15 protein-coding genes are annotated in these 16,883 nt (G+C 37.6%); 5 read left to right on the plus strand and 10 right to left on the minus strand.

Annotation, left to right across the window (positions count from 1 at the left end; translation table 11 throughout):
* Positions 1-625 precede the first annotated feature (625 nt).
* Positions 626-1,504 carry an SMP-30/gluconolactonase/LRE family protein gene (locus tag ACFW35_RS14475; protein ID WP_379846677.1) on the minus strand — a complete coding sequence of 293 codons (879 nt, stop codon included), beginning with the start codon at positions 1,502-1,504 and terminating at the stop codon, positions 626-628.
* A gap of 180 nt (positions 1,505-1,684) precedes the next feature.
* On the opposite strand from ACFW35_RS14475, the gene ACFW35_RS14480 reads away from it, so the two are divergent.
* From ACFW35_RS14480 to ACFW35_RS14495, 4 genes are read left to right on the plus strand one after another with little or no spacing between them, the layout of a single operon-like run.
* Positions 1,685-3,463 (plus strand): ABC transporter ATP-binding protein, encoded by a 1,779-nt coding sequence (locus ACFW35_RS14480; RefSeq protein ID WP_379846679.1) that lies wholly within the window; start codon positions 1,685-1,687, stop codon positions 3,461-3,463.
* A gap of 13 nt (positions 3,464-3,476) precedes the next feature.
* On the plus strand, positions 3,477-5,204 hold the full coding sequence (locus ACFW35_RS14485; RefSeq protein WP_379846680.1) for an ABC transporter ATP-binding protein: 1,728 nt from the start codon (positions 3,477-3,479) through the stop codon (positions 5,202-5,204).
* Complete coding sequence (locus ACFW35_RS14490) at positions 5,204-5,908, plus strand: HAD family hydrolase (RefSeq protein ID WP_379846682.1); 705 nt, start codon at positions 5,204-5,206, stop codon at positions 5,906-5,908. Before ACFW35_RS14485 ends, ACFW35_RS14490 begins: the two co-directional genes overlap by 1 nt.
* Before the next feature lie 33 nt (positions 5,909-5,941).
* Positions 5,942-6,613: a YdeI/OmpD-associated family protein gene (locus ACFW35_RS14495; RefSeq protein WP_379846684.1), complete on the plus strand. Its 672-nt coding sequence runs from the start codon at positions 5,942-5,944 to the stop codon at positions 6,611-6,613.
* 39 nt (positions 6,614-6,652) lie between these two features.
* On the opposite strand, the gene ACFW35_RS14500 is transcribed toward ACFW35_RS14495, so the two are convergent.
* Complete coding sequence (locus ACFW35_RS14500; RefSeq protein ID WP_379846686.1) at positions 6,653-7,132, minus strand: GNAT family N-acetyltransferase; 480 nt, start codon at positions 7,130-7,132, stop codon at positions 6,653-6,655.
* 99 nt (positions 7,133-7,231) lie between these two features.
* Here ACFW35_RS14500 and ACFW35_RS14505 point away from each other — a divergent pair, with 99 nt between their 5' ends.
* Entirely contained in the window at positions 7,232-7,714 is a 483-nt protein-coding gene (locus tag ACFW35_RS14505; RefSeq protein WP_379846688.1) for a hypothetical protein, read from the plus strand.
* Here ACFW35_RS14505 and ACFW35_RS14510 read toward each other — a convergent pair.
* The 8 genes from ACFW35_RS14510 to ACFW35_RS14545 all read right to left on the minus strand — a co-directional run bounded on the left by ACFW35_RS14510 (position 7,691) and on the right by ACFW35_RS14545 (position 16,873).
* Positions 7,691-7,891 (minus strand): DUF3977 family protein, encoded by a 201-nt coding sequence (locus tag ACFW35_RS14510; RefSeq protein ID WP_379846690.1) that lies wholly within the window; start codon positions 7,889-7,891, stop codon positions 7,691-7,693. The genes ACFW35_RS14505 and ACFW35_RS14510 overlap by 24 nt on opposite strands.
* Before the next feature lie 61 nt (positions 7,892-7,952).
* A complete protein-coding gene (locus tag ACFW35_RS14515; protein ID WP_379846692.1) occupies positions 7,953-8,171 on the minus strand; it encodes a hypothetical protein in 219 nt (72 codons plus the stop codon).
* Positions 8,172-8,430: 259 nt separating this feature from the next.
* Entirely contained in the window at positions 8,431-11,295 is a 2,865-nt protein-coding gene (locus tag ACFW35_RS14520; RefSeq protein WP_379846694.1) for an ATP-binding protein, read from the minus strand.
* A complete protein-coding gene (locus tag ACFW35_RS14525; protein WP_379846696.1) occupies positions 11,288-11,650 on the minus strand; it encodes a response regulator transcription factor in 363 nt (120 codons plus the stop codon). Before ACFW35_RS14525 ends, ACFW35_RS14520 begins: the two co-directional genes overlap by 8 nt.
* 70 nt (positions 11,651-11,720) lie before the next feature.
* Positions 11,721-12,788 (minus strand): hypothetical protein, encoded by a 1,068-nt coding sequence (locus ACFW35_RS14530; protein WP_379846698.1) that lies wholly within the window; start codon positions 12,786-12,788, stop codon positions 11,721-11,723.
* Positions 12,785-14,218: a glycosyltransferase family 2 protein gene (locus ACFW35_RS14535; RefSeq protein ID WP_379846700.1), complete on the minus strand. Its 1,434-nt coding sequence runs from the start codon at positions 14,216-14,218 to the stop codon at positions 12,785-12,787. Before ACFW35_RS14535 ends, ACFW35_RS14530 begins: the two co-directional genes overlap by 4 nt.
* Positions 14,202-15,254: a HEAT repeat domain-containing protein gene (locus ACFW35_RS14540; protein ID WP_379846702.1), complete on the minus strand. Its 1,053-nt coding sequence runs from the start codon at positions 15,252-15,254 to the stop codon at positions 14,202-14,204. Before ACFW35_RS14540 ends, ACFW35_RS14535 begins: the two co-directional genes overlap by 17 nt.
* The gene (locus tag ACFW35_RS14545) at positions 15,254-16,873 is read right to left on the minus strand and encodes a GGDEF domain-containing response regulator (RefSeq protein WP_379846704.1); all 1,620 of its coding nucleotides are present in this window, start codon (positions 16,871-16,873) and stop codon (positions 15,254-15,256) included. Before ACFW35_RS14545 ends, ACFW35_RS14540 begins: the two co-directional genes overlap by 1 nt.
* Between the last annotated feature and the right edge of the window lie 10 nt (positions 16,874-16,883).

The raw sequence follows: 16,883 nt of genomic DNA on the forward strand, positions 1-16,883 counted from the left end.
CTGTATCATCGTCAGCACCCCTTTTATAAAAATAAAAAAGGCCACCAGAATTTTGATGACCTTTTGTGTGCACTAAAAAAATGCACAAAAAGGCCCCAGAATGCATACACATCCCGGGGCTCCGATTCACGTAACTAAAATTAAACGGCTACCATAAAGAAGGTTGTGTATTGGACGTTACATTTAATTGTTTTCATCGTTTTAAAATTAAATTGAATCATGTCCAACGCCTCCTTTATTTGAAATATTTTCCTTACCTAAGATATTGTAATTTATATGGGTAAAAAAGTAAATGAAATTTTCAGAAGTTTTTAAATCATTTGCTATTACATTGAAAATTGAGTAAATTGATTTCATTTTTATAACGGTTCATAGGCGAATAGATTTGACTCATAGGACATTCCTTATGGCTCATAGAAATCCGTTTGTTTCATAGATCTTTTACTTTGACTCATAGATTCCAAAGTTTGACTCATAGAGTAATCAGTTAAGTTCATAGACCTTATATTTCGGCTCATAGACACATACTAAAGGTGTTTACGAAGTAAAAAGCCAACAAGGCTAAACCACAATAGTTTCTACTACCGGCTCACCTTATTGGCTTTTATTAAATCATTTAGTTTTTTTAACCGCCAAATGAATACGCAGGGCTTCCTTTTACATCTGTCTCTATTTTAAAGAGACCTCCTGTGAGCGGATATTTCTCCAGCTCCTCTTCCGTCATATTTTTTCTTGCTGTCGTGATATAGAGTGTCTTCAAATCAGCACCACCAAACGTGCATGATGTAACATTCAATGCTGGAACTGGTATCGAGATCAATTGTTTACCAGTCTCAGGATTCCAGCGTGAGACTTGTGCTCCAGCCCAATGCGCAATCCAAAGCATTCCCTCTTCATCAATCGTCATTCCATCTGGATATCCTTGTCCTTCTTTAAACTCGATGACAGCTACTGGATTTTCTATTGCTCCGGTTTCCCCATCATAATCAAAGCGAGTTACCTTCTTAGTCGGTGTATCGATTAAATACATGAATTTATGATCAGGTGACCAAGCCAGGCCATTTGATATCGTAAGGTCACCAACTTTTTTCTCCACTTTTAAATTCTGATATAAACAGTAAAGCGATCCCTTTCCTTGCTCTTCACTCAAACTCAGTGTGCCCGCCCAGAACCGTCCATATGGATCACACTTTCCATCATTAAACCGGTTCTCTGGCAGCTGACTTTCGGGATCAACAATCTCAGTTAACTGCACGGTTTCTAGGTCCAAGAAATAAAAACCTTTTTCCATAGCAACAGCAAGTCCACCAGACTTCCGAGGAACCACGGTCCCTACTAGCTGATCCACATCAATCACTCTATTTTTATTCGTCTCCGGATTGTATATATTCACGGTTTTACCTAAAATATTCACCCAGTACAATACACCATTTCGCGAGTCCCAGCATGGCCCTTCGCCCAATTCGGCTTTCTCTGGTAATACTAATTCTGCTTCATCTTTCAATACTAAAACCTCCTGTTTGCAATTCGACTCTATCCACTTCATTCCCGAAATTCACTATAAATATGATATCGATTATAACATTTCTAAATCAGAAAATAGTTATGGAAACGTTATCAAACATGTTGTAAAATAAAACTTCCGCTCAATTTAAAAATAACAAAATATGTTAGGAGCTGATTTATGGAAACGCTCAAAGCCTCTCATTTATTTAAGGTCTATCTTTGGACACTATCGTTTTTAAAGCCTTATAAATGGCTCTTCACTCTCATGATTGTGAGCAGTATTTTAATCACGGGAATCGAACTGTTAATCCCGAAGTTCATTCAATATTTTATTGATGTCATCGTACCAGAAAAGAACACACAAATGTTCTTCAAACTTCTGGGCGGGACTGTAGGATTGCTCGCTATCATGATCTACCTCAGCACAGTCCGAAACAATCTTCAGCGCATCGTACAAGAAAAAGCATCGAGAGATATACACTTCAGTATTTTCCAGCATCTTAGAAAATTAGGGTTTTCTTATTTCGAAAAGACTCCGATCGGAGAAACCCTTTCCTTAATGAACACAGAAGTAACGGCTGTTCAAAATCTTTATCGACAATTCATTCCTTTTATGATTCAAGAAGCCATCTTTTCAATTTTAGCTATTTTTATTCTGTTTACGATGAATGTCAAATTGGCATTGATCATCATTCCTGCATTTCTTTTTTATTATGTAGCCGGTCCTCGTTTTGAACGAAAAGCTTCTCTTCTTAGCAAGGAGTTAAGTACGAACCGTATTGCATTAAACAAGAAAATCTATGAAACCATCAGCTCATTGCTCGAAGTGCGTGCATACTCTTCTGAAAAGTGGGAGTACGGACGCCTGAACGATAAAGTACATACTTATAACCAGAGCATGATAAAAGCCTATCTCTATGCTTATATCCGCGGAACCGTACGGCGGCTTTCCTATTATGCAGGCGCTATCGCAATCTTAATCTATGGTTCTATCTTAGTTCGCTCAAACAATCTTACAGTCGGTGAATTTTCAGCTTTTCTGCTTTATTATTTTACCGCTATGCACCGGTTGACAGCGGTCATTACTTCTATGACGGAACAGCGGGTACTCATGTATCAAGTCGATAAAATCTATCAATTGATGAATATCAAACCTGAGATTACGGATCCGGAGCAGCCCGTCCTGCTTTCTGATATAAAAGGAAAAATAGAGTTTAAGAATGTTCACTTCCGCTATCCTGCTTCTGAAGATATCATAAAAGGCTTCAACTTAATGGTTAAGCCAGGTGAGAGGATCGCTTTTGTCGGCACGAGCGGAAACGGAAAGTCTACCCTTTTAAAACTGTTAGGCAGATTTTATGATGCTACTAAAGGTGATATTTTACTAGACGGTTTTTCTTTAAAAGATTTGAAGATTTCTCAAATCCGTGATTCTATCGGCTATGTATTTCAGGAAACGTATCTATTCGGTTCAAGTGTAAAGGAAAATATTCGATTTGGTAATCCTGATGCAACAGATGACCAAATTGAAGAAGCTGCCAAAGCGGCGTATGCGCACGATTTTATACTGAAACTCGAGAATGGATATGACACTTTGATCGGTGAACGAGGTATCAAGCTATCGGGTGGACAAAAGCAGCGGATTTCTCTCGCGCGTATGTTTTTGAAAGACCCGAAGATCATCCTGCTCGATGAAGCCACGTCTGCTTTAGACAACGTGAGCGAAGTGGAAGTTCAGCGTGCATTGGATACCCTTTTAAATGGAAAAACCACCCTTACTGTAGCTCACCGTCTTTCAACGATACAAGATTGCGATCAGATTATTGTTGTCAATCAAGGTCAGGCTGCTGAAAAAGGAACGTATGAAGAATTGATGGCACGAAAAGGAATCTTTTATCACTTGTCTTCAGGTGAGGATGCCGCACAGCTTCCTATTGCTGAAAAAGAAATCGTTTAATTGGAGGGGTTAGATGGACAATATAAAATGGCTTCTTCATTATATTAGAAAGATTAAGTGGTTCTTTCTGTTTTCAGTAATTTTATTATGTTTAGAATCGATGTCAATTATCGCGACCTTTGGCTTGCAAAAGTACATCATCGATGATGTTTTTATAAACGGAGAATACGATAAACTCGTTCCGATCTTACTAATGTTCGCTGGTGCTTTCATAGCGTATGCTCTTCTCTTCACACTCGCACCTCACACGTTTCACCGAATTCAAGCAAGAATCATTGCTGTTTTGACTCAAGACTTTATGAACTATATGCAGCGTATTCCGGTTAAGACTTTTCATAATGAACGTGTGACGAAGTATGTTCATTATTTATCAAATGATGTTTCACAAGTTGCCGGCATGATTGGAGGCTACATCCCGAGACTTATACAGCTTTTTGTCACAATCGCTGTACTTTCGGTCATTATCTGCATCTCTTCCCCTGTTCTTTTAGCATCTATTTTGGTATTTAGTGCCCTATATATCGTGATGGGAAGACATTTCTCACCTTTGATCCGAAAAGCGGGAAAAGAAGCTCAAGACCGGAAAACGGATCTGCTTATCCATATCGAAGAAGGTATCTCTTCTACGCGTGAGGTCATGGCGTATAACCGGACCGATTGGGAAACTTCGATCTATAACCGCCATTTCAAACGGTATTTCGATGCGGTTATGAAACAAGCTAAGATCAACAACAAACAGCTTCTCGCGAGTGAACCTTTAAAATGGGGAGCCTCACTGATCGTGATAGGGTACGGCGGATATAGCGTCATCCAAGGAAATCTCACAATCGGTATGTTCATCATCGTCTATCAATTTACCGGCCAGCTGATGGATGCCCTGCATCGTTTGTTTGCCTTTTCGATGGACCTGTCTAACATTTATGCGAACGTTGATAGACTCCGTTCCGTGATTGAGTCGCCGACCGAAAAAGAAGGCTCTATACCGTTTAACGAGAGAATCAAGTCTATTCAGTTTGATGGCGTTTCGTTTTCATACAACGAGGAATCTGATAACAACGTGCTTCATGATCTTACGTTTACGATACCTGCCGGAAAGAAGGTTGCTTTTGTCGGAACGAGCGGAGGCGGAAAATCAACAATTGCTCAGCTTCTTATGCGCTTCTTCCAACCAACAGATGGAAAAATTTTAGTAAACAGCCATTCCCTTCATGACTTGGTATACGCTGACTGGACGAAGCGAACCGGCTTTGTTACACAAGAACCGTATTTGTTTCCTGACACCGTAAAGAATAACCTGTTGTTAGGGAGAGAGATTTCTCATAAGAAAATGATTGAAGCTTGTGAAATAGCTCAAATCCATGAGTACATTGAGTGCCTGTCTGAAGGCTATGATACAGAGATCGGAGAAAGGGGCATCACCCTCTCCGGCGGTCAGCGGCAACGTTTGGCTCTTGCACGCGCAATCATCGCGAATCCAGAAGTTTTAATTTTAGATGAAGCCACGTCAGCGCTAGACCTTGAAACTGAAAGACAAGTTCAATGCAATTTCGACCTTGTTAGAGAAGGAAAAACCACGATCGTAATCGCACATAGACTTTCTACTGTAAAAAACGCAGATATCATCTACGTGATGGACAGCGGATCAATCATTGAGCAAGGAACTCACGATGAGTTAATGCAAGGAAATACAGTTTATAAAAGTTTGGTATATGCGGAAAAAACGTTAGAAGTTGGTGCATAATGAAGAAGTATAAACTGCTTTTGTTTGATTTAGATGATACCCTTTTAAATTCAGACTGGTTTAAAGAAGGCTTGATTCAGACAATCAAAGAACATCCTTTAACTAAAAGCTTAGACGCAGCTCTATTCCTTGAGAAAAAGCTGCGTGTTCCATCCCACTTGATCGAAAAGCTTAAGAGTCGGGAATTCACGCCCGAGGAATTTCGAAGAGCACGGTGGATATATGCATATTCTCAATTTGATATGACACCAGATGATGACGCCCTCACTGAAATAGAAAAACAGTTTTTACAAAAAGGCTTAGCATGTATAACCCAAGATCCATCACTTATTCTGCTTCTAAAGGAATTGAGGAATCATTATAAACTGGGTATTGTAACAAATGCGCTTTATGATCCTCGCCAAAAAGTTTATAAAATGGGATTGTCGAACGTGTTTCCTGACAAAACTATTTTTAGTGCAGAAGAATTAGGATTAAGGAAACCAGACCGTGAATTCTATCATGCACCCCTTACATATTTTGAAGTAAACCCAGAGGATACAATTTTCATCGGGGACTCTTGGATACATGATGTAGCAGGAGCAGTGGATGCAGGAATGGATGCGATCTGGATCAATTCACGAGGTGCTGTTCCATCAACGAGTCATTCTCCTTATGCCATTGTTTCAGATGTGAAGGATATAAGAGATTTGCTGCTGAATTAAATGCTATATCAATACTATTTTGGAGGCCTATCCATGAACTCTACAAAAACAATCGTTGATAAATTAAATCTAAGAAAATATGAGAGCAAGCTGATTCTTAACCTGCCTGAAGATATAAATGATTTTAATGAAATAAAATTTGATGGTTCAATTACGAAAGAAAAATATGACCTCATCTTTGCCTTTGTATTTAATCTAGAAGAGTTTTCAAATGAGCTTAACAACGTAATCGAGAACCAGCTGCTCAGCGACAAAGGATACTTCTTTTTTGCTTATCCTAAAAAGAACAATCCCCAATATAATGAGTATATCGAACGTGATCAGATCTTCCCATACATAAAGGTTGGTGAGGACGGTTATGTAGCGGACAGCAATCTGAAGTTTTCGAGGATGGTCAGTTTAAATGACGTGTTTACCGTTGTCGGTTTGAGATCTGAGAAAAAGAAGTCTGCCTCCAGTTCTAAGAAGAGTCAATGTGTAGATGACTATATCGTTCATGTAGATGATATTAAAAGATATTTAGAGAAGAACGCAGAATTATTAAGTACCTATAATGCTTTAACGTTTGGCTATCAAAAGGACTGGGCTCGTTACGTGTATTCTGCTAAACGGAAAGAAACACAAGAAAAACGTTTGCTTGAGATGGAAGACATCTTAGGGGAAGGCTACAAATCTATGGATTTATATAGAAGAAGTATGAAATAGCACGCGAAAAGTGACGAGAATGGATCCCGTCACTTTTTTTCATAACCTGTGATGAAAAATCATTTCAATTCCATACTCTCCATCGTAATCCTCATTTTCGTAAGTAAAACCTGCTTTTTTGTATAAGTGGATCGCAGACATATTTGTATCATGAACCGTTAAGATGATTTCGTCTTTGTCTTTGTATTGTTCTTTCACGAGAGCTGGCAGTATACGCAAAGCTTCAAGTGCGTAGCCTTTCTTTTGATGACGAACATCAATCGATAAAGATTTTAAAAGGATGGCTTTCTCATTATCCGTGTAGATATTTCCTGACCGGTCTGTGTACAGAGCAAACCACCCCACTACTTGACCTTCAGAACAAATCACAAACGGCTGATTACATTTATCACTTTGAAAAGTCTCTACAATAAGAGAAGGAACGGATGTATAGATCGCTTGCTCGTCAAGTAGTGTGTACTGGTTAATTGTCTGTAAATCAGCATCGTCAAACCGCCTCACTATAATACTTGTTGTCATTGTGAACACTACTCCCATTCTAAATCATAAGCTCAAGGAATTTTATCTCCAGTAAAGAATACCTTTTAATATTCAATCCGAATACAGGAGGCATCTAAATTGAAAAAGAAACTCCTTATAGCCGTTATTTTATTATTTGGATTCGCTCTCGCATCAACCTTTTTAAAGGGACAAGATTCACAGATAAAAAAGGCAGAAACTACAATAAAGACACAACGCTCAATAAATGATGGCACTGTTTTATTTAAAGGTGAAAATGACTATTGGGAAGCAGAGTTCCTCATTACAAAAAATATGATGAATCAGCTTAAACTTAAGCGTAAATCTACAAAAAACCAACTTCCACAACAGCTTTCCTTCACATTAAGTACGGCTTTTAATAAAGATAAAAAACAACATCAACTTGGTTCATTTACGGTATCATTTGATGAATTTCCAAGCGAGTTATCACTTCAATTTAAAGAAAACAAGCTCTTAAAACCTTTAGGGGAAAATCTGGTCTTGAAGATTAATGGAGATGGGAATTATCAGTTTTTTAATATGTATGTTGTTGATTACTCAGAGACTTCTAATTCCAACTAATAGTTTGAAATCACTGCGGTTCTTTATTGATCTTTTATATCCTTCTTTGGAGTCAAAGATCACAACAGTTTTCCCAATCCATATCCTCAAATAAAGTGATTGCAGTTTGATGGGCAATACGATTCCTTTTTCTTCGAATTCCGTACCATTGTTTAATTCTGTTTCTGTCCTTACCAACCATCTGTTTCCAAATCAAAATTCAATAAATTTCAAGCTGGAAGCTCCTTTTGCTCTGGACTTAGATCGTTTTTCTTTTCTTTTCAACCTGCTTCTCTTCTAGTTTTTTAATCTTATCGTACATTTTGAAAAGCATGGCTGTTGTAAAAGAGAATTGGACCATAAAGAAAAAAACATATGCAAATTCTCTATCCTCACCGTCTACAAAAGCACATAGGGAAAAAAATACAAGAATGCTGCCGATCATCGTTAATATGAAGACAACGACTTGATTATCCATGAGATTTAGCCTCCACAAATTACTTGTTTTTAATTTCTTTTAATAGAGAAATTACTTTTTCATTTTGTTCAATAATGTTTGATTTTGTTTCCTGAATTTAGCCATATTAAACATTAAAACTAATAATATAATAAGAATAAAGAATTCCATAAGCACTCTCCTTATAAAATAAACTTTAACATAAATATCCATTTTTTTCGTAAAAGAAAACCCGTTAACCGTTTATTTGTTAACGAGTTCTTCATATTTTTCACACTCACTATTCATAGTTTTCGGGGACTAAAATATGACCGTTACTCTCTTTATTAAAGAGAATCTGCAGAATGGAAGAAGTCAAGTGACTTGGCTGATAAGGTTTCGTTAGGTACCCTGATGCCCCAAGGTTCATTCCCCGCTGTTTATCATCAAGTGCCGAAGATATTAAGATGGGAATATCGGCCGTGGCAGGATTCTCTTTGAGATTCTGAAGGACTTGCCAGCCGTCCATTTCCCCTTCTAATAGAATATCGAGTACGATTGCTTTAGGCTGTATCTCTTCAACGACCTTAACTGCTTGTTCTCCTAAATTAAACTGAGCTATTTGAAACCCGTTCTCCATTAGTTCATCTGTTAAGAGAGCTGCCAAATGCCTATCATCTTCAATTATTAGGATATCAGCTTTTTTACCTTTTGCCTCAGCAGCAGATGCATTCACGTAAACATCTTCGATCAATGGAAACTTAATTGTAAATGTACTGCCTTCTCCAAGAATAGAATCCACCGAAATATGCCCATTATGAGCCTTTACAATTTCCTTTACGATGGCTAATCCAAGACCCGTTCCGCCAATTTTTCTGCGGTCTGAATTATCCACTCTATAAAACTTAGTAAATAGATTTTGAAGAGCTGCTTTTGGTATTCCAAGTCCTTCATCTTTCACATGAATGATTAAATGATTTTCATTGCTTTTAAGAATTACTTGGACCTTGCCACCTTCAGGAGAATACTTTACAGCGTTTGACATCAGATTCACAAACACTTGAGAAAGCTTATCCTTATCACCAAAAACAGAGAGATTTTCCGTCTTCAGCTCTACTTCAAACGCATGTTTATGACTATTAATTTTCTGTACATCGATTACATCTTCAATGATTGGGAGAATCGAATGGTACTTTTTATCGAACTCCTGATTACCGCTCTCCATTTTCTGTACATCCAAGAAATCATTAATGAGGGATGTCAGCCTGAAAGCTTCTTGATGAATCGTTGTTAAATACTTCTTTTGTCTTTCCGGCTTGAGTTCACGTGTGAGCATCAATTCTGTAAACCCAAGTACACTCGACAACGGTGTACGCAGTTCATGGCTTACCGTCGTTACAAATTCAGACTTCATCTGATCCACTTCAAATTCTTTTGTAATGTCACGGTATACGATTACCGTTCCAATCTTCATATCATTTTGAACCAGGCTCTCAGAATAAATTTGAATCACTTTCTTGGGTTCATCCTCTAATTCAAAAACATAGGAAATGCCAATCTTGTTCTTTTCGTGAACAGCATTTTGTATAAAAGCGAGCAATTCATGGGCAGTATGAACTCTTCCTTTTATCCGGTTGGTCCACTCCTCATAACACATATCAATTAACAGTTCTGGTGTATCACAATCCATAAATTCACAAAATTTTTGGTTTGCAGAAATGATGTTTCCATCGTTATCAATAAGCTGAATTCCCTCATGAATGCTGTTCATCACATTATGCATGGTAATCCGCTGCTTCTCACTATCTTCATACAGTTTAAGCTTTTCAAGCGAAAGAGCTGCTTGGCGACCAAGACCTTGATATTCTGTAACCTCATCACACGAATAGGAAGAACCGATGCGTGTAAGTACCATGACGGCCAAAATTTCCCGTTTTCCTGAGAAGATTGGGATATACAGATCACCCGATTTAAATTCCTGTTCAATATATCCTTTTTCAGAAGTCTTGCTATCTCTCATTACCTGATATGATAAAGTACTTTCTTTTATTCTTTCTAACATACCCGAATCTGGGAAATGATTAATAAATTGCCTTTGTTCACTTGCTGACACTCCGACAGAAGATATTTCATTACTATCAATTAACCAAATCAAACCTTTACTAGAATAAGTGATTTCAACGATATTATTTACTATGCTCTTTAACAGTTGGCTTTTATCAAGCGTGTTTGATATGGAATGGATAAATGAATTCATACGCATCAGCATTTTTTCGTTTTGTTCTGTTGTTGAGAGTGCCTCACGCAGTTTTTCTTGCTGTTCGTTCAGCTCATCCTGCTGAGCTGCAAGTTCTTCATTTTGGGCAATCAATTCTTGTTCATTATCCTGAATACCTTTTATCATTTTTTCAAACGTCTGAGCTAATATTCCAATTTCATCTAATCGTTCCGTATAAGGTATTTTGTTTACGAACTCACCATTTGTAATTCGTACAGAAACGTTAGCTATTTCATGCAGCGGACTGCCAAACCTCTTAATCATCATTCTGATTAAACCTAAGAAGGCAAGTACCATTAAGATTAAAAATGAAAAATAAATCAATTGGCTTATACTTGTTTTCTTATCTTTAACGCTATATGTATAATCAATGTCTCCCTGGATCTCTTTCTCAAAATCCTCTAATGTCATCAATACCTCATTAACTTTTTGAGTCCCGCCATCTTCTTGTGACATTTTAATCAATTCATCGATTTGTCCTGCTCTTCTGTATTCAAAGGCTTTTGGAAGCAGATTATTAAAATAGCTGTCTGTAAATTGTTTGATTTCTACAAGGATTTCTTGATCTTTTTCACGGTTGTATCTCTTATCAAAAATGACTAAGTCGGCGTTAATCTGTTCCTGCTTCTTTTCCAATTGGTCAATAAATGATTCTGATCCAAACGCAAAATATCCCCTTGAATCGAACATAATGGAGTTTAGGTTCTCTTTAAAATTTGCAACAAAATTTAATTTCTCCTGCTTTGCCGATATCTCTTGATCAAGTGAATTCGTTAAGTCCACATGATAAAGCCTGAGTGAAACCATTCCTGCAAGCAGCAAAAATACAAAGACCAAATTAATAGCGATTACCTGCCTGCCAAGACTTCGCCTAAAATATTTATTCACCTAAGATCTCTCCTATCGTTTCAAGGAGCTGCTGTGGGCTGAAAGGCTTTGACATGAAGTAATCGGCCCCCGCTTCTTTAATGCGCTCGCGGTCTGCTTGCTGATTTTTAGCTGATAGTATCATCATTTTAATATTTTTATTTAGTTCCGTTCTGGTCTTCTTAACAACTTCCAATCCTGTCATGCGCGGCATCATGTAATCTAAAATTACAAGATCATAATCGTTTTCTAAAAGCATTCCAAAGGCTTCCTGGCCGTCACACGCTTCTTCAATCGTATATCCTTCATCCTCTAACGTATCTAGAATGAGCATTCTCAAGATTTCTTCATCTTCAACTAACAGAATTCTTCCCATGGATATACTCCCTCAATGTATTCTATTTATCTATTGTTATATCGTTTCTTTACCTCAATTTGTTGAGAAGTTAGCTGAAACGGGTAAGAAGGGTTTTCATTAGCGGAAGGTACACTTTCCAATAAAACGTATTCCCGTTTCCATCATCTAGAACAACATGCTGTCTAATCCAGCTAAATCCCCAGGTTTGATAGATACCTGGGAGTTCACTCTGATCAGCATAATCACCTGCAAAGTATAGAGAATGGTATGTCTCGTTTTGATGATGAATGATAGCCGGAAACGTAAAAGGAATATCTTGTTTCATTAATTTCTCTTTGCCCGATTGAGTTAATTTCAACTCATAATTAGCCATTACTTCCTGCTTATTTAAAGGCTTTATAATATCGAACCAATATGGATATGGAACTGAAGCTTTTAAGTGATACACTGTTTCTCCTTGTTTGGTAAAACGGAACATCGCGCCTTTTTCTCTCATATCTTTTTCTTCTATAATAATCATTTCACCATTTTCATGTACAAACAGCATGCCTGCCCCTTGATGTTTCCAATCGCCATATTGTTCTTTGTAGTTTCTTTTTACCCAAACCGGAACTTCTTTGCTGTTTAGATCTGAAAAATATCTTCCGATCCAACCTGACCACTTCAGGTGGAGGAGGTTTGAAAGCTCTTCTCGTGCTTCTCTTTCTGTTGGACTAGCAAAGGTATTGAACTCTGCAATGAGATTTGTTTTTCCTGTTAAGACAGCATTCCTTAAACGATTAACTTCTTCCGTTGCAATGCCGCCTTCTACTACTACCCTATTATTCTCCTTGACTGTTTCAACTCCGTAAGTATCTGCTAGATAGATAATCTTTGGAAGATTTTCTTTTTGGAAATCAGGTATTTCCTTGTAAAAGTCTGCTGCATCTTCGTAACGAACAGCATGTTGTTTTTGAACTTTTAAATGGTTCAACGCCCACACAAGTCCTGTATGTTCCCTATAATTTTCATCATCCACCGTTTTGTCAATGATGGTGATACTAACTATCTTTTTTGGAAGGGTTCTCCACACCCAAAATGGAGAAGAGATACCTGCAAGGAGTATGATGATGATTAGGGAGAGAAATGTTTTATTTTTCTTAAGATGATTGTTCATTTTGAAACCCCTCCGGAAATCCCTTTTCGTTTCATTTCACCCCATGTTTTGTTCCCATTTATCGCTTGGATCAGTCCTTGACATCGCCATACTACAGTCAAAGGACGATACCAAAGTGTTTCAGTTAGTGAATAAATAAAGAGTTTCATAATGTCAGAGACTTTAGGGTACTTTCGTAAACTCCACTCTTCTAGGATAACGGCTCCCATAGAGGCTAAAGAGCCTACTAATACTGATAACAAGAAAAATAGCAAAGCCATTTCAAAATAGATACCGCCTAAAAAGAAGGAGAGCAGCACAAACAAATAGCCAGACAGCTCTACAACAGGTCCTAAGAGCTCAATAAACCAAAAATAGGGAAGTGAAACCATTCCAATAGTTCCGTACTTCGGGTTGAATAGCATTTTTTTGTGGATCCAAAGAGAGTCAAACAGCCCTCTATGCCAACGGTTCCGCTGTCGATGAAGATACTTCAGGTCCTCGGGAGCTTCTGTCCAGCATACGGGATCAGGCACATAGACTACCTTTTTATCTTCCTTCTTATCCTTAATAAGCCGCTGCAAACGGACGACAAGCTCCATATCTTCTCCAACTGTGTCCCGTTTATATCCCCCAGCTTCAATGACCCAGCTTTTTGAGAACACTCCAAAAGCACCAGAGATAATTAAAAGCCAGTTGTATCGGCTAAGACCGATTCGTCCCATTAAAAAGGCACGCATATATTCAACCACTTGCATGATCACAACTGGATTTTCAGATAATCCGATTTTCTCTACCTGTCCCTCATGAATCTTACAGCCATTAGCGATTCGAATACTCCCTCCTGATGCAATGACAGTTTCATCAGAATCTATGATCGGTTTCATAACTTTGAGAAATGCATCACGTTCCAATACCGAATCCCCGTCCAGTGAGCAAATATAAGGAAAGCTGGATACGTTCAGACCTGCGTTCAAGGCATCTGCTTTTCCACCATTTATCTTATCCACGAGCCATAGATTTGGGTGTATCGTTGAATGGTAAATCCCTTTAATGGGCTGGGTATCAATTCGCATCTGAATTGCTTTTTTTATTTTTTTCATTTTAAAATACTCAATGACCGTTTCAACAGTTTGATCACTAGATCCATCATTTACAACAATCACTTCATACTGCGGATAGTTGATGCTTAAGAGTGAACGTATGCTTTCCTTTATTCCCAATTCCTCGTTATAAGCAGGGACAATAATGGAAACAGGTTTTGTATAGCTAGCATCCATATAATCCTCATATCGCTCAAATGAATCAACCTTTTCTTCTCTCTTTAGCTGAAGCGCGGCAAGCACAAATAATAATCCGTAAAAGAGGACAACGCCAGACATATAAAACAAAATAAACCATCCAAAAACACGTACAATATCAAGCCATACATGACTAATAACTGAAATCATCTTCAAGTCCTCTCCCAATCCATTCTGAAGCCATATCTCTCGCAAAAGGATCGTCACTCGTAAAACGGATGTCATACAAACGTTCAAGTCCTTCGGTGTAGCTCAAAAACGCTTTTGCCGCTTGAGAACGCACCAACCAGGAAGGATCTTTTATCAAATTACCCAACAAGTCCAGCCCGTTTGGAACACGGGTTTTCCCGATTATTTTTGTTGCCATCAAACGTTCTTCCCAGCGCTTTGAAAAAGCAAAATGTTCGACAACAGATGAATCTGACAGAAAGCCAATTTCTCCAATGGCTTTCATCGAACGAATACGAATCTCAAAGTCTTTATGATCTAACTGATCCTCCAAAAAAGAAACAAAGTCTAATTTTTTTTGAATGCCAATCATATCTATTACAGCTAGCTTAAGATTTTCCGGATATCTTGTGTAAGCTTCTACGACCTCACTGAACCTGATTTCATCCAGCCTGTTTAAAATGCTTCTGTATTCTAATATTGAAAACCGAACGGGAACTTTTTCAAACCATAGAGACATCTCAGAACCATTTGTATTGGCCAGGCATCGAAAAATTATCAGTTTTTCTTCTTTTGTGATTCGATCATCTTTCAACATTCTTTTAATAACATCTGATAAAGCCCTCATTTTAAAACTGTCAATTTTATAGAGTACGTTCATTCTCGTGCTCCATTTATTCTGACTCAGCAACTTATGGTATCTGTCCCGGAACAAATGGTCAGCTAGTCTTGCTATTTGTTTTTTCCCTTCCCCATCAATTACCGTTGCATAATGGGTCAATAATCGTTCAATCGCATTAAATTTAATTTTTGAATCAGGTATTAATAGTCTTGAATCTTTCTTCTTGTACAAATAGTTATATATCGCGGTTTGAATGTTATCCATATATTGCTGAATCCGTTTTTCCTGATTGATTTCTATCACTTTTTTGACTACCAAGTATAAAAACATACTGATTAAGACACCTGATAAAAAAGCGGCCAGCCAAGCTACAAATAGGATTTCATCTTTAAGCATTATTTCACCCTTTGAATCAAGACTTTTGTACGTGCTTCCAATTCACGGATACTGAATGGTTTTGTTAAATAATCATCAGCACCCATGTTCAACGCTCTTACAATATCTTGTTCCGCCTTTCGCGCCGTAAGCATCAATATCGTATATTGACTAGTGTTTGGATATTGACGTAATTTTTGCAGAATCTCGACACCGTCCATTTTAGGAAGAACGCCATCTAAAATAATTAAGTATTCATCCTTTGTTTTATGCCAATCGTCATTAAAAAACAGGAACCCATCTTGATAGGTTTGGACTTCAATTTCATATTTTTCAACGTCTATTTCTTTAAAGAAGCTTTCCAGCATACTTCTGATGATTTCTGAATCATCTATAACTGCCACTTTAAGTTTTCGCTTTCTTTCAGCATGCACTTGAGCAGATTCTACTCGATTTCTCCCTTTTTCTTTTGCCGCATACAGCGCATTATCAGCCGTACTAACTGCTTCAGAAAGTGTTAATGGACTCTCGATATCGTAGACTCCAGCAGAGAACGTTATAGAAAAGGAATGTTTGTCAAATGAAAACACATGCTTTTTAAGCTGGTCTAACAACCTGTTTATCGTTAAAAGCGCACCAGATACTTTCGTATACGGCATAAGAATGATAAATTCCTCACCGCCATACCGGATGATTACATCCTGCTTTCGGAGGAAGGAACGAATAAACGATGAAAACTCGGTCAACACATAATCACCTGCTGAATGACCGTAAGTATCATTAATTCTTTTAAAATGATCTAGATCTAAAATAGCAAGAGAAAATGTCTCTTTATTCCTTTCATGTTCTGTCAGCATTCTCCCATAAACATCCGTTAAAAATTTGCGATTATAAACTTTGGTAAGCTCATCTTTCAATAGCAATTCTTTCAAAAAAGTCCTTCTTGTAAGCTGTCGTTGCAATCTCACTAAAAGCTCATCTGATTCTATAGACTTTTCCATAAAGTCATCTGCCCCAAGTTTAAATGCTCTCATCCGTTTTGCTTTTTCATTCCTCTCACTTAAGACAACAACAGGAATAAGCTGATGAGCAAGTGTATCTCTTACATGTTTAAGAAAAGATGCACCTTCTGTATCACCTAAAGAACAACCGAGCACCACGCAATCTGGGTGAACATCATAAAAGATAGCCATAGATTTATCTATCGCAGGAGATACAAGTACTGAATAACCGCTGCCTTCTAAAATATCTTTTATCTGAATTAAGTAGGGAATATCCTCGTCGATCATTAAAACAAGTGGCTTATCTTCAGTTTCTGTAAGAGGCGTTTGAAGTGGAGGCACATCCAACACGAGATCCTGTTTTTTATCCTTTAAAAGAACTACAAGGGGTTCTAAGTAATGAAGAACATCTTCTGTTTTCCAATTTTTTTGTTCTTCTTTACTAAGTTTGTTAATTAAGCCAGACGTTACTTTAGCTATTTCATGCATGGATATGGTTCCAGCTGTGCCGATTATGGTATGCAAAAATTGATACAATTGCTGATTTGTAATGATCTGTTGGGTTTCTCTCCAATTATTGATTTGATCATTTATTTTCTTTTCGAGCATAAACTGGTATTTCGTTATCTTTAAATCCATTTTAAAGCTC

The sequence above is a fragment of the Fictibacillus sp. NPDC058756 genome, from assembly GCF_042746035.1.
Lineage (GTDB): Bacteria > Bacillota > Bacilli > Bacillales > Fictibacillaceae > Fictibacillus.